At 34.3% G+C, this 13,883-nt stretch carries 15 protein-coding genes and 1 pseudogene; 15 read left to right on the top strand and 1 reads right to left on the bottom strand.

Annotated elements, in window-relative coordinates; translation table 11 throughout:
- Window positions 1-10 precede the first annotated feature (10 nt).
- The 10 genes and pseudogenes from AC1M36_RS08515 (at window position 11) to AC1M36_RS08470 (ending at window position 8,811) form a co-directional block, all read left to right on the top strand.
- Window positions 11-340, top strand: coding sequence for a hypothetical protein (locus AC1M36_RS08515; RefSeq protein WP_336452652.1), 330 nt, complete (start codon window positions 11-13; stop codon window positions 338-340).
- Between the two features lie 99 nt (window positions 341-439).
- A complete protein-coding gene (locus tag AC1M36_RS08510) occupies window positions 440-1,435 on the top strand; it encodes an N-acetylmuramoyl-L-alanine amidase (protein ID WP_336452595.1) in 996 nt (331 codons plus the stop codon).
- 462 nt (window positions 1,436-1,897) lie between these two features.
- Window positions 1,898-2,860: an ABC transporter substrate-binding protein gene (locus AC1M36_RS08505; RefSeq protein ID WP_336452594.1), complete on the top strand. Its 963-nt coding sequence runs from the start codon at window positions 1,898-1,900 to the stop codon at window positions 2,858-2,860.
- 183 nt (window positions 2,861-3,043) lie between these two features.
- Window positions 3,044-3,271, top strand: a pseudogene (locus AC1M36_RS08500) (MerR family transcriptional regulator); the annotation flags it as partial.
- A 15-nt stretch (window positions 3,272-3,286) separates the two neighbouring features.
- Window positions 3,287-4,444 (top strand): RNA-guided endonuclease InsQ/TnpB family protein, encoded by a 1,158-nt coding sequence (locus tag AC1M36_RS08495; protein ID WP_336452592.1) that lies wholly within the window; start codon window positions 3,287-3,289, stop codon window positions 4,442-4,444.
- A gap of 159 nt (window positions 4,445-4,603) precedes the next feature.
- Entirely contained in the window at window positions 4,604-5,479 is an 876-nt protein-coding gene (gene dat, locus AC1M36_RS08490) for a D-amino-acid transaminase (RefSeq protein WP_336452651.1), read from the top strand.
- Window positions 5,480-5,575: 96 nt separating this feature from the next.
- Entirely contained in the window at window positions 5,576-6,223 is a 648-nt protein-coding gene (locus AC1M36_RS08485; RefSeq protein ID WP_336452591.1) for a nitroreductase family protein, read from the top strand.
- Between the two features lie 277 nt (window positions 6,224-6,500).
- Entirely contained in the window at window positions 6,501-6,989 is a 489-nt protein-coding gene (locus AC1M36_RS08480) for a hypothetical protein (RefSeq protein WP_336452590.1), read from the top strand.
- A gap of 298 nt (window positions 6,990-7,287) precedes the next feature.
- Window positions 7,288-8,157, top strand: coding sequence for an AraC family transcriptional regulator (locus AC1M36_RS08475; RefSeq protein WP_336452589.1), 870 nt, complete (start codon window positions 7,288-7,290; stop codon window positions 8,155-8,157).
- A gap of 105 nt (window positions 8,158-8,262) precedes the next feature.
- On the top strand, window positions 8,263-8,811 hold the full coding sequence (locus tag AC1M36_RS08470) for a cysteine hydrolase family protein (RefSeq protein ID WP_479845751.1): 549 nt from the start codon (window positions 8,263-8,265) through the stop codon (window positions 8,809-8,811).
- Window positions 8,812-9,076: 265 nt separating this feature from the next.
- Here the strand turns inward: AC1M36_RS08470 and AC1M36_RS08465 are convergent, their stop codons facing one another.
- Window positions 9,077-9,526, bottom strand: coding sequence for an NUDIX hydrolase (locus AC1M36_RS08465; RefSeq protein ID WP_336452587.1), 450 nt, complete (start codon window positions 9,524-9,526; stop codon window positions 9,077-9,079).
- A 264-nt stretch (window positions 9,527-9,790) separates the two neighbouring features.
- Here AC1M36_RS08465 and AC1M36_RS08460 point away from each other — a divergent pair, with 264 nt between their 5' ends.
- The 5 genes from AC1M36_RS08460 (at window position 9,791) to AC1M36_RS08440 (ending at window position 13,836) form a co-directional block, all read left to right on the top strand.
- Window positions 9,791-10,228, top strand: a complete 438-nt coding sequence (locus AC1M36_RS08460) for an Hsp20/alpha crystallin family protein (protein WP_479845750.1) — start codon at window positions 9,791-9,793, stop codon at window positions 10,226-10,228.
- Window positions 10,229-10,309: 81 nt separating this feature from the next.
- On the top strand, window positions 10,310-11,428 hold the full coding sequence (locus AC1M36_RS08455; protein ID WP_336452585.1) for a GAF domain-containing sensor histidine kinase: 1,119 nt from the start codon (window positions 10,310-10,312) through the stop codon (window positions 11,426-11,428).
- Window positions 11,429-11,442: 14 nt separating this feature from the next.
- The gene (locus AC1M36_RS08450) at window positions 11,443-12,078 is read left to right on the top strand and encodes a response regulator transcription factor (RefSeq protein ID WP_336452584.1); all 636 of its coding nucleotides are present in this window, start codon (window positions 11,443-11,445) and stop codon (window positions 12,076-12,078) included.
- A gap of 88 nt (window positions 12,079-12,166) precedes the next feature.
- Window positions 12,167-13,021, top strand: coding sequence for a MurR/RpiR family transcriptional regulator (locus AC1M36_RS08445; protein ID WP_336452583.1), 855 nt, complete (start codon window positions 12,167-12,169; stop codon window positions 13,019-13,021).
- Window positions 13,022-13,047: 26 nt separating this feature from the next.
- Window positions 13,048-13,836, top strand: a complete 789-nt coding sequence (locus tag AC1M36_RS08440) for a metallophosphoesterase family protein (protein WP_336452650.1) — start codon at window positions 13,048-13,050, stop codon at window positions 13,834-13,836.
- Window positions 13,837-13,883 lie beyond the last annotated feature (47 nt).

Below are 13,883 nucleotides of genomic sequence, written 5' to 3'. Positions count from 1 at the left end.
ATGTATGACGATGACGTCTGGTTTTTTACTAATAGGGGGTTGTTTTGTAGTAGCTGAACTATGCCAAATCTTCATTCGGAAAATGATGCGTAAAAAGCGTAAACCGTATGAATGGCAATACATTCCGGTATTTTGTATTCTGTTTTTTACTCTGTCTCTATTACAAAATGTGATTCACTTTTCGCCGATGTTAAACATCTTTTTGAAGTTTGGCTTAATATATAGTGGTAGTGGAATGACTATTCTATTTGGTTTATTTTGCATACGGCATGTTCATTATCAGTCATACATATTTATTTTAAATTGGCTCAATCGGGACGATGGAAACCGCCTTACATAAGGGGGTTTTTTGTTTGGAACCAATTTTTGATGTTATACATAAAATAAAATAGGACGAGCATAAATATCAGCTCTAGTAAATATAGAAAGGAAAGGATATATGAAGTTAGTTATAGATGCAGGTCACGGTGGATACGATTCTGGTGCTGTTGGAAACGGTTTAATTGAAAAAAATCTAACACTTCAAATTGCTAAACGTGTTCGAGATATATTACTTACAAATTATACAATTAATATTAAAATGACACGTGATAGTGATGTGTTTATCTCATTATCAGAACGTGCGAATGTTGCGAATGCCTTCGGGGCAGATTTTTTTATCTCATTTCATATTAATAGTGGTGGTGGAACAGGTTTTGAAAGTTATATTTATAATGGACTATCAAATACCAGTTCGGCAGCAGCCAAACAACAAAAGATGCATGCAGCCGTTAATCCTGTTTTAACGAAATACGGTTTGCGTGATCGTGGTGCGAAAAAGGCCAATTACGCAGTACTAAGAGAAACAGCTATGGATGCTTTATTAACAGAAGCAGCTTTTATTGATACCACCTTTGATGCAAACTTATTAAAAAATCCTCAGTTTATAGAAGATTTATGTCAAGCATATGCAAGGGGAATTGCTGCGATTTTAGGATTAACGGCAAACCCAAACCCACCAAATCCACAGCCACCAAATCCAACACCTCAAACGAAAGGGGTAGCCTATATTCGTGGGAAGAATGTGAACTTAAGAAGTGGTCCATCAACATCATCCTCCGTGATTCGGCAATTAAATGCTCCAGAATCGTATGTAGTTTATCAGGAAAGTAACGGTTGGTTAGATTTAGGAGCAAATCAATGGATATATAACGATCCATCGTATATTGATTATGTGAAATATGGAAATAGCGATGGTAGTCCGATTGGAGTGGCAAATATTCGCGGAAAGAATGTGAATTTAAGAAGCGGTCCATCAACATCATCCTCAGTAATCCGTCAGTTAAATTCTCCAGAATCCTATTTAGTATACGTATATCAAAATGGTTGGTTAAACCTTGGAGGAAATCAATGGATTTACTATGATCCATCTTATATCGAGTATAATCAATATTAAAATATAAAAGATTAGCAATAGAATCGAATGAAACCCTGCCTGGAATGTCTTGTAAACAGAAGAACTTAAAGGGAGGGTCTTTTTGTGAAAAATAATTTTATCCCGCACTAACGGGCAGTAATACTCCCACCTCAAAATTCGGCGGGAGCAAAGAAGTTAGGTGGGAGATAAACTGCCCGTAAAGGCCCGATTGGTTCAACTAATAATCAATAATCAGTGGGGGATGAGGAAAACCCCCACTGATTAAAGTTTCACTTTATATTCTAATATAAATCTTAGACTTTTTATATACCCACTTATTTTTCATATTTGTAGTGTTCATGGGTAAGGTGAAATTATATTTATGTTGAAGAAATTAAGAAAAACTATTCTAGAAAAATTTTTGAAAATATATTGACAACTTTAAGTCTATACATTAACCTTTAAAATGTTAATGATAATCAATTTCACCTAGGAGGAAATATGATCCGAACTAAAAATATGTTTATTCTCTGCATTGTAATGTTAATGGTTATGATTGTAGGGTGCAGTAAAGAAGAGAAAAAAGAAACAAATGCAGCAGCAAAAGGAAAAGATTCGTATGTAATTAAGCATGCAATGGGAGAAACAACCATTAAGGGTACACCAAAAAGAGTCGTTGTTCTAACAAATGAAGGTGCTGAGGCACTTTTAGCGGTAGGAGTTACACCAGTTGGTTCTACAAAACCAAGAGCTGGCGATGAATGGTATCCACACTTAGCAAAAGAATTGAAAGATACACAAGTTGTAGGAACAGAGCGTGACGTTAACTTAGAGGCGATTATGAAACTAAAGCCTGATTTAATTATTGGGAATAAAATGCGTCATGAAAAGGTATATGAACAATTAAAAGAGATCGCACCTACTGTTTATGCTGAAACACTACGCGGGGATTGGAAAGAAAATTTCACGTTATACACAAAAGCAGTAAATAAAGAAAAAGAAGGCAACAAAGCCTTGGATGATTATAAAAAGCGCATTGAAGGGTTAAAAGAGAAACTAGGAGATAAAGTAGATTCTAAAGTTTCTATTATTCGTTTCGTTCCAGGTGACGTTCGCATTTATCAAAAAAATTCATTCTCGGGTGTTGTTTTAAATGATATCGGATTTAAGCGACCACCGCTTCAGGATAAGGATGATTTTGCGATAAAGGGTGTTACAAAAGAGCAAATTCCGAATATGGATGGGGACTACTTATTCTATTTCACATCTGATAAAGATGCTGACAAAAATAATGAAGGAAATACAATAGCGAAAGAATGGACAGAAGACCCACTCTTTAAACAATTGCAAGCTTCAAAAAATAATAAAGTATTTGAAGTAGATGAAGTCATTTGGAATACAGCAGGCGGTATTAAAGCTGCAAATCTTATGTTGGATGACATTGAAAAATACTTTCTGAAATAAGTATAGTAGAGTAAAAAACACATCGCTATTTAAAGGTGATGTGTTTTTTATATTTGGAAATAACAGAAAATTCTTTCTGTTAAACAAAGAGAAGTTGTACAATGAAATTAATAAAAAGTAAAGGAGGTGTAAACAGTAGTCAGAAATATAAACAAATGCAGGTATAAGTCGTAAAATGTATTTATGAGACAATATAAACCCCAAGAATTTTCAGAATTGATTAATGTGTCTGTACGAACGTTGCAAAGATGGGATAACGAAGGTGTATTGACGGCTTACCGAAATCCAAAAGGAAGAAGGTATTATAGTGATAAACAGTATAAAGAATATATGGGTATTCAAGAAGAAAATAAAGTAGGTAATACCGTCATTTACACAAGAGTATCTAATCGAGGACAAAAAGAAAATGTCGGAGGATAAAGAATTATGAAGAAAGCATACTTTATTGAGATCAAACCGACAACTGAACAAATTGCCAAAATACATCAAACTATTGGAGTGTGTAGGTATGTCTATAATTTATACATTTCGAAAAACAAAGAGATGTATGAAAAAGAAGGTAGATTTTTAAGTGGCTATGACTTCTCTAAATGGTTGAACAACATTTATACAAAAGAGAAAGATTTCTGGATTAAAGAAGTATCTAGCAAAGCGGTCAAACAAGCAATTATGAATGGAGATAAGGCTTTCCAGAGATTCTTTAAGGGTCTATCTAGATTCCCACGCTACAAGAAAAAGAAAAATCAAGATGTGAAATGTTATTTTCCTAAAAACAACAAAACAGATTGGACAGTAGAAAGACATCGAGTAAAAATCCCTACGATTGGGCGGGTGCGATTAAAAGAATATGGTTATATCCCAAAAGATGCAGTTATAAAAAGCGGGACAGTCTCTCAAAAAGCTGGAAGATATTATATGTCTGTGATTTGTGAATTGGAAGAAACAAAATCAAAATCACCACTCAATAAATCGGGCTTAGGAGTCGATTTAGGAGTCAAAGATTTTGCTACTCGTAGCGATGGTGAAGTCCACACAAATGTCAATAAAATAATAAAAGTAAGAAAATTAGAAAAGAAATTAAAACGTGAACAACGCTCTTTATCACGAAAATATGAAAATCTAAAAAAGAGAGGTGAAAAATCTGTTACTAATAAAAGAGCGAATATAAACAAAAACATTTTTAGAGTGCAAAAGCTACATGCTCGATTAGCGAATATCCGATTGGAGTATGTAAAATCGGTTGTGAATGAATTGGTGATAACCAAGCCGATGTATATCACAATCGAGGATTTGAATGTAAAAGGTATGATGAAGAATAGACATCTATCTAAAGCAGTCGCACAACAATGTTTTTACACCTTTACATCATGGTTATTAGCTAAATGTAAGGAACGTGGCATTGAATTGCGCCAAGTAGACCGATTCTATCCTTCTTCTAAGCTATGTTCATGTTGTGGTCATAAAAAAGTGGATTTAAAATTATCTGACAGATTGTATACATGCGATTGCGGACATGAAATGGATAGAGATTTGAACGCATCAATTAACCTTTTATACGCAAAAGAATATACGACTCTAACATAAATAGAACGTATATATGTACGGTGGGCTACATCGGAATTTACGCCTGTGGAGTGTTATATCAAACTGTGGTAGCGAGCATTGGGCAAAACAGGGCACAAAGAAGCAGGAAAACTCTAAAAATGTACTTTTGTCTATGTTTTTAGTAGCAGTGGAGAAATGGTGAAAGGTGTTCATAAAGATTGGATTTTGTTTAATGGAAGAATTGTAAATACGAAGGAAGAACAGCCAATGGTTGCATTAGAAGAGAGAGGACTACAATTTGGGGATGGAATCTATGAAGTATTTCGTTTATACAACGGGAAACCTCATTTACTAGATTTACATATAGAGCGATTTTTTAAATCTATGAAGGAAATTCATCTTGTTCCACCTTTTACTAAAGAAGAATTAATTGAGCAACTTCAGCAATTAATTGAAAAAAATCAATTTCAAGAAGATGGGAATGTGTATATTCAAATTTCAAGAGGTATGCAGCCTCGAAATCATGTATATGAATCAAATTTAGTGCCAGCTTATTTCGCAAATATCGTTTCATTCCCCAGACCAATATCTGTAATGGAAAAGGGAATAAAGGTAACAGTGGAAGAAGATACTCGCTGGAAATTTTGTCATATCAAATCTTTAAATCTTCTCCCTAATATTATGATTAAGAATAAAATTAATGAAGAAGGGTATCAAGAAGCGATATTAGTTCGAGATGGGATTGTAACGGAAGGTTGCCATTCAAATTTCTTTATTATAAAAAATAATAAAGTGATTACGCACCCGGCAGATCATTTTATTTTACATGGAATTACTCGTCATCATGTCATTTCATTAGCAAAAGCTCTACATATTGAAGTAGAAGAGCGAGAGTTTTCATTACAAGAAGTATATGAGGCAGATGAATGTTTCTTTACAGCAACACCTCTTGAAATATTTCCTGTTATTCAAATAGGAAATGAGCAATTTGGTAATGGAGAAAGAGGAGTAATTACAAAGAAGCTACAAGCTGCTTATGAGGAGAGTATTGCGTCTTTAAAAGTAATGAACTGAATGTACAAGGAAAATGAAGCTGGTATTCCACCAGCTTTTTTCATGATATAATCGAGTGTAGGATGATTTTGAAAACGCTATAAAAGGGGATTGTATATGAAATATGAAGCATTTAAAGAAGTGATTCATGGAAGACGTAGTGTTCGGAAGTTTACTGAACAAGAAGTATCAGTTCATGACATAGAAGAAATTATCGATTGCGCTCGATATGCTCCAAGTGATACGAATTCGCAAACATGGGAATTCATTATAATTATGAATCGAGGTAAAATTAAAGAAATTGAACAAATGACATGGGATGCTTTACATAAATTGGCTGCACAAGCAGCGGAAAAAGGCGAAGAAAAAGCAGGTAAATTACTTACGCGTTCATTTGGACCATACGCAACAGCTTTTTCTGATGCACCGGTTTTAATCGTATGCTTAGCTACACCATACGAATCAAAGTTTCGCGAAAAAATATTTGATCCAATTGACTTTGTTCCAGATTCAGTATGGGAAGAAGAGGGGATTAAGAGTAGCTGTTTAGCTGCACAAAATTTAATGCTAGCAGCACATGCAAGAGGACTTGGGACTTGCCCAATGACAGGGCCTGTGTTATTAGCTCAAAATGACTTGCGACAATACTTACAAATTGAGCCTGAAAAACAAATCAATATGGTAATTTCACTCGGTTACCCGAAAGACCAGCCGAAAAAACTTGCTCGAAAAGAAGTTGAAGCGATTACAAAATTCATTTTTTAGGATGTTGTGTAAGAAATTAGAAAAAGACATTGGGCGCACCAATGTCTTTTTCTAATTTCTCTAGAAGGGAATATTTTTTGCTAATAATGGGCTAAAATGGAGAATAAGAAGGAATTTCTAATTATTTCTTGAAAAAATTAATGATGTTAAAAAAGAAAATATGGTACAGTAATGGTGAACAGAATGTTTGTTCACGAAAGTTTAAAAAACTGAATTTAAGATAGATAATTATCTTTGTATAATAAATGAAAGAATAAATTTACAGGGGGGATGAATTTTGAAGAAATTCATAATCGCTGGATTGTCTGCTTTGTTATTGATTGGGTGTGGTGTTTCAAATGAAAAAGAAGAAACCCAGCCTGTAAAAGAAGAACAGGTTGTACATGCAAGTGATGAGAGTATAACTCCTTTTCCAGAGGGGGCAACTCCAATTGGTGAAGGAAAGGTCAAGGTGATTACACCGGATGGTACTTCTGAAGATGGAAATATACCGACTGTATTTGTAAAGAAGGATGCTCTAATTCAGCAAGTTGAATTAGAACTTACTAATTTTCAAAACGATAAAGAGACATTTGTATTCGTAGATAATATATTTGAAGATAAACATCATGTTACGAGCATGACGCAGACAACAGTAGAATTAAAACAAAAAACGTTAGAGGCAGGGTATCACACAATAACTGCAGTTCAATTTGAAAATAATGATCCATTAGGAAAAGTTATTAACTTGGTACAGACTAAATTTGAAAATAAACCTGCACTTTAAAATAGACTGACAGGTTATACGTAACAAAAAAGCACATTACTGGAAAAGTGAATAGTTCCGATTTCGTGGAGAAATATTGTAAATAGCATAGCAATTAGCAGACCAAATCACATATTGATTTGGTCTTTTTTCATCTCACGTTATATCAACAACTATTGTCATTTTGCTGTTTAGGTTACCAAATGGATTGTGAAGCGAAAGAGCTTTACTGAATGATAATAGAAAGAAAAATTAGCACAAATCATCAAAAAAATTATTGATGAAGATATAAAATATGTTTATAAGGGAGGAAGTGGAAATGGATTACTTTGAAAGAATACAAAATTCTATTGAATTTATTGAAGAGAACTTAAAAGAAAAATTGAATATTATTAAAATTTCTTCGCAATCTTGTTTTTCTCCATTTCATTTTCAAAGACTTTTTCAAGCGATTACCGGTTTTTCTGTACAAGAATATATAAGAAACAGGAGGCTATCTGAAGCTGCTATTTTATTAAAGGGAACAAAAAAGAATATATTAGAAGTTGCAATTGATTTTCAATATAATTCCCAAGAGGCATTTACACGTGCGTTTGTAAATTATTTTGGAATGACTCCTGCTAAATATCGAAAGTCAGAAATTGTTTTGCATTTACAAGCTAAACTGAATTTTTTTGACTACAAAAAGGAGATGAAAGGAGACTTTATGATGAATAAACCTTCTATTGTACAATTAAACAAAAGGAATATTATCGGTGTTGAATATAAAACGAATCTAAATAATGAAAAGTACTTTGAGGAAATTCCTGAATTTTATTTTGATTTTGGACGTAATGAATATTATTTGCAAATTCCTAAGAAGACCGCACCTAATATGTCATATGGTATTGCATGTAATTTTCATGATGATGGTAATTTTTCGTTCATAGTTGGAGAAGAAGTGCAGGAGTTTGCTTGCAAATTAGAAAAAGGATTTGTTAATTTTGAAATTCCAGAAGGAAAATATGCTGAATTCAAAGTAAATGGCACAGCTGATTCAGTTCAAAATACGAGAAGGTATATTTATGGTACATGGCTACCAAACTCGAATTATGAAAGAAGAGAAGGGCCAGATTTTGAGATTACTGATGTATTACAATCAATATATCCAAATCAAATGAAAATGACAATATATATACCTTTAGTATAAATACTTTGTAGGAATTTTGTATGAAAATGTCGAACATAATATACTGCGTCGTAAAAACACGTTTTCTATTGTTTAACGTGAAACGAGTAGGGAGGAAAAGGTGTAATGAAACGAGTTCTTATAAATATTGATTATACATATGATTTCGTGGCCGAAGATGGTGCTTTAACATGTGGGAAGCCAGGGAAAACTATTGAAAAGCCTCTTGTAGAGATTACGAAGCAGTTTATTGAAAATGAAGATTATGTTGTATTTGCCATTGATAGGCATGAGGGAAATGATTCCTATCATCCAGAGTCACAACTATTTCCACCGCATAATATAGCGGGTACTAAAGGAAGAGATTTATACGGAGAGTTGCAAAATCTGTATGAAAAATATCAAAACAATGAGAATGTATACTATATGGACAAAACACGTTATAGTGCTTTTGCTGGAACGGACTTAGAAATGAAACTAAGAGAAAGAGGAATACAAGAAGTCCACCTTGTTGGCGTATGTACGGATATTTGTGTTCTTCATACAGCCGTGGATGCTTATAATAAAGGGTTTCACATCGTTGTACACGAAAAAACAGTAGCCTCTTTTAATGAACAAGGACATGAGTTTGCCTTAGGACACTTCAAGTCTTGTTTGAACGCGGAAATACAGTGAAGGTAGAGGAAACAATGAGAATTGCGTTTGTTATTAATTGCCTAGGGATACCTAAAAAGAGCCCATTTACTTTATAAAGTGAAACTTTAATCAGTGGGGCTTTTCTTCATCCCCCACTGATTATTAGTTGAACGAATCGAGCTCTTACGGACAGTTCATCTCTCACCTAACTTCTTTTCTTTCGCTGAATTTTGAGGTGGAAGTGTTACTGTCCGTTAATGCAGGATAAAAATGTAAGGTCTTTCCCTATGTAAATAATGGTGCTTTATATGGATACAGTTTGCTGTTGCATGAGTTTTTTTATAAACGGACTAATATTTTTTGGTAATTGATTCAAGCTGAAAAATTTCACTTCCAAAGACTCTGTGCCATCAGCTTGTAAATTTCCACCCTTTATTTCTTTACTCATATAAGCGATGGTGATGGGATAAAATTCATCACCATTCGGTAATTTCACAAAAAATTCTTTTCCAGAAAAAACACCTACTAAGTCAAGTTTCCCAATTTCAATACCTGTTTCTTCGAGAACTTCTCGTCGTCCTGCTTCTTCTGTTGATTCACCTAATTCAATAAATCCTCCGGGAACACCCCAAACACCACTTTGTCTTTTCTGGAGTAAAATTTGTCCTTGCTCATTTAAAACAGCAACAGCAACACCTGCTAGATTAAGTGGTCGTGTACCCACAATTTTGCGCAAGTCTTCAATATATCCCATAGTATTATCCTCCAATAATAGATTGTAAATTTCAAATTATGTATTCGAGATGGTGTTATTATATTCCTGTATATTTGGATTTTTAAGAATTTAAAGAGGTAATGTTTTGCTAAACTTAAAAATTTCACGTACCATATTATATTGAAAATGAAAAAACATACGATAAAAACATCAAACAAAAAGTTTGACCTTTTTTGACCATTTGGTATAATAAAGACAGAAAGAGATAATCTTTCATTCATATCTAATAAGGAGGAAGGAAACATGCGTAAGTTATTTCCAGAAATAACAAATCGTCAAAATGAGGTTGCTGGATTTGGATCTTCTTTATTCGAAGTGATGACAGATGCTTTCTTTAAACCAATGAACATGAACAGCTTTAAGGTGGATGTTCAAGAGGGTTCTGATAAATACATTGTGCAAGCAGATTTACCAGGATTTCAAAAAGAAAACATTCAAGTCGATTTTGAAAAGGATATCCTAACAATTCATGCGACTCAAAATAATGAAGTAGAAGAACAAAATGAAAATGGCACATATATCCGAAAAGAACGTTCTACAGGATCATTCATTCGCCGTTTTACATTAGATAACGTAGATCAAGAAAATGTTAAGGGAGCATTTAAAGATGGTGTTCTTACTGTCACATTGCCTAAATTAGAAGAGGAAAAGCTAAATCGAAAAGTGATTGATATAGAGTAAAGAAGCTGATACATTCAGCTTCTTTTTTAATTTGTAGTTTTTAGAAATTTCTTAATGTTATAATGGTAATTGGTGATGAACATGGACTATGATGAAAAGCAAATGCGCCGGTTAGAGGCGTTAAAAGAAATTGCAGAGTTGTTAAATGAGGCAACCGATTTACAGGAAATGTTGGAAAAAGTATTACATACATTATTACAACTTATGAATTTACAAACAGGTTGGATTTTTTTTATTGATGACAAAGGAACGCATCGTATGCTTGCTGATACAAATTTGCCGCCAGCGCTCACATGGAAAGAAAAAAAACCGATGTGTGAAGGGGACTGCTGGTGTGTGAATCGATTTGTGAATGGGCGTTTAGAAAAGGCGACAAATATTATTGAATGTAAACGAATTGAAGATGCCATTGAATATAATTGGGGGAAGACCGAAGAGATTACACATCATGCGACAATTCCTCTTCGGGCTGGAACAGAGAAGTTCGGGTTATTAAATGTTGCTGCACCTCATAAAACACATTTTTCAGAGGAAGAACTAGCATTGTTAGAAGCGATTGCATTCCAAATTGGAACAACAATACAACGAATTAGGCTAGTTGAGAAAGAGCGCAAATATGTGGTTGTGGCGGAAAGAAACCGACTCGCCCGTGATTTACATGATTCGGTGAAACAATTGCTATTTTCCATTATGTTAACTGCTAGAGGAACTCTTGATATGACAAAGGACAAAGAATTACAAGAGATGCTAAGTTACATAGGGGAACTATCGCAAGAAGCGCTAGAAGAGATGACATTATTAATATGGCAATTACGGCCAGAAGGATTAGAAAAAGGGCTTGCAGAAGCAGTGCAAAATTATGGGAAACTATTAGGTATTCAAGTAACAATTCGAATTGATGGGGTTATTTCAATTGGTGATGAAATAGAAGAAGTACTATGGCGTGTGAGTCAGGAAGCCTTACATAATTGTAAAAAGCACGCTTCATGTGAGAGGGTATTTGTTAGCTTGAAAACAGAAAATAATAAGTTGAACTTTCAAATTGAAGATAACGGTATTGGGTTTGTTAGAGAAACAGTAAGAGATTCAGCACTGGGTTTAAAAAGTATGAAAGAGCGAATTGAACTGATGAAAGGAACATTTCGAATCAAAACGAAGCCGGGGCAGGGAACAAAGATTGAGATTCAATTACCGGTTTGAAAGGGAGAATTGCATTGAAAATTAAACTATTACTTGTAGAAGATCATCATATTGTTCGGAGGGGACTCGTATTCTTTCTAAAAACGAAAGAAGAATTTGAAATTATAGGGGAAGCGGAGAATGGGGAAGAGGCGTTAGCGTTTGTGCAAAAAGAAAGGCCAGATGTAGTATTGATGGATGTATCGATGCCGAAAATGGATGGAATTGAAGCGACAAAAAGATTGAAGCAACATGACGCTACAATTAAAATTCTCATATTAAGTAGCTTTTCAGAACAAGATTATGTTTTGCCAGCTATGGAGGCGGGGGCAGATGGCTATCAATTAAAAGAGGTACAGCCAGATCAACTTGTTGCTTCTATTATTGCGGTATACCAAGGGAATGCAAATTTTCATCCGAAAGTAACCCCTGCTTTACTAAGACGACCAGTAGCACAAGAGAAAAAACAAGATAGCTTATCTATGCTGACAAAAAGAGAAAAAGAAGTACTTGGTGAAATTGCGAAAGGGAGAAGTAATAAAGAAATAGCAGCAGAGCTCCATATTACAGAACAGACGGTTAAAACTCATGTTTCAAATGTACTTGCTAAATTAGAAGTAGATGATCGAACACAAGCGGCTTTGTATGCTGTGAAAAATGGTGTTGTATAGAAAAAGTATATAACAATACCAAATAAAGGTTTTTCTTCTTTCAATAATTAGGTACAATAAAGCTAATATGGAAGGAGAAGGATACATCATGCCTGGTACAAAAAGTGGAATAGGAAAAATTCAGGCTTCATTAAATGGATTATCACCGAAGCTTCGAAGTATTGCTGAACATATTATTAAACATCCACAAGATGTTGTACATAAATCAATTACGGAATTAGCTGAAGTTACTAGTAGTTCAGAAGCAACGATCTTTCGCTTATGTAAGCACCTCGGCTTTCAAGGTTTTCAAGATTTGAAAATTACATTAGCTCGTGAAATTGTACATACGCCAATGCAAAATATTCACGAAGAAGTATCTGCAGAAGATGATATGGTGACCGTTGCTAAAAAAGTTTTTCATGCGCATATTATTGGACTACAAGACACATTACATTTATTAAATGGCGCAGGTTTAGAAGAGGCAATAAACGTATTGAAAATGGCTGAACGCATTGAGTTTTATGGAAATGGTGGCTCGGGCATTATTGCAATGGATGCGTATCATAAATTTATGAGAACGGGCATTTCATGTATTGCTCATGTTGATTCACATTTTCAAATTATGGGAGCTGGTTTACTTACAAAAGAATCCGTTGTAATTGCGATTTCTCATTCTGGAAGTAATAAGGGATTACTGGAAGCACTGGAAGTAGCGAAATCAAGAGGAGCACGTATTATTGCAATTACAAGTTATCAAAAATCAGCATTAAGTCAGCTTGCTGACATTACATTGTACACTTCAACGCGTGAGACAGAATTTCGTACAGAAGCAAGTTCATCGAGGCTTGCGCAGCTTAGTTTATTAGATACGTTATATGTGGGTCTATCATTACAACGACAAGAAGAAACGTTGCGAAATTTACAAAGTATACGTGAAACAATTTCAATGAAGCGAATGTAAAAGCAGTGTAGCTATGCACTGTTTTTATTTTTGTCAATGCTAGTTGGAGAGATGGAAAATACGAAAGTTGCAATCATTACAGATATTCACGGCAGTGCACCGGCTTATATGCAGTTCTAGAAGAAATTGATAGAGAAAAAGAGATTGAATATATTTTTTGTTTAGGGGATATGATTGGGATTGGACCAGATACAAATGAAGTGCTGGAACTGTTATTTGCAAGGAAAGATATTTCAATGATTACTGGGAATCATGATGAGGTCGTTTTAGCTTTAATAAAAGAGGAAGAATACCCGGAAAGTCATTCGCATGTGAAAGAACATCATAGATGGATTGCAGAAAGGATGGACCAATCCTTTATACATAAGTTGGAACAATTACCTCGAATAATTGACAGAAATATAGAAGGGCATCCAGTTTTATTTACGCACTATTACATTGAAAATAGTAAAATAAAGAAGCATATCAGTAAAGATCCTTTTCATTCTATTGTCGATCCGAGTTTGAACAATTTAGAAAAATTATTTCATGATCGAAAAGAGAAGCTAATTTGCTTTGGGCATCATCACCCCATACAATATTTCGAAGGTAATCATGGAAAAAAGTATTTGAATCCTGGTTCACTAGGATGTAACGACAAACCCGCTGCGCCATATGCAATTGTAGATATTACGTATCATTCGATAGAAATTAGTTTGAAAGAGGCTACCTATGATAACTCGCAATTTTTAGCCTCTTATGAGCGATTGCAAGTTCCGGATAGAGAATTGATTTTGAAAGTCTTTCATAGAAATCAAATAAAAACAAGAATTTAAAAGGATAACGCTAGGAGGTGTTATTATGTTATGGAAATTTCCTAGCG

Source organism: Bacillus sp. Medicinal_06 (assembly GCF_056711665.1).
This window is presented reverse-complemented; position numbering and strand designations above follow the sequence as displayed.

Excerpts from the sequence above, each read along its gene's own strand:
- AC1M36_RS08515 (WP_336452652.1), top strand. The coding sequence starts at position 11 with ATGACGTCTGGTTTTTTACTAATAGGGGGTTGTTTTGTAGTAGCTGAA.
- AC1M36_RS08510 (WP_336452595.1), top strand. The coding sequence starts at position 440 with ATGAAGTTAGTTATAGATGCAGGTCACGGTGGATACGATTCTGGTGCT.
- AC1M36_RS08505 (WP_336452594.1), top strand. The coding sequence starts at position 1,898 with ATGATCCGAACTAAAAATATGTTTATTCTCTGCATTGTAATGTTAATG.
- AC1M36_RS08495 (WP_336452592.1), top strand. The coding sequence starts at position 3,287 with ATGAAGAAAGCATACTTTATTGAGATCAAACCGACAACTGAACAAATT.
- AC1M36_RS08485 (WP_336452591.1), top strand. The coding sequence starts at position 5,576 with ATGAAATATGAAGCATTTAAAGAAGTGATTCATGGAAGACGTAGTGTT.
- AC1M36_RS08475 (WP_336452589.1), top strand. The coding sequence starts at position 7,288 with ATGGATTACTTTGAAAGAATACAAAATTCTATTGAATTTATTGAAGAG.
- AC1M36_RS08470 (WP_479845751.1), top strand. The coding sequence starts at position 8,263 with ATGAAACGAGTTCTTATAAATATTGATTATACATATGATTTCGTGGCC.
- AC1M36_RS08465 (WP_336452587.1), bottom strand. The coding sequence starts at position 9,526 with ATGGGATATATTGAAGACTTGCGCAAAATTGTGGGTACACGACCACTT.
- AC1M36_RS08460 (WP_479845750.1), top strand. The coding sequence starts at position 9,791 with ATGCGTAAGTTATTTCCAGAAATAACAAATCGTCAAAATGAGGTTGCT.
- AC1M36_RS08455 (WP_336452585.1), top strand. The coding sequence starts at position 10,310 with ATGGACTATGATGAAAAGCAAATGCGCCGGTTAGAGGCGTTAAAAGAA.
- AC1M36_RS08445 (WP_336452583.1), top strand. The coding sequence starts at position 12,167 with ATGCCTGGTACAAAAAGTGGAATAGGAAAAATTCAGGCTTCATTAAAT.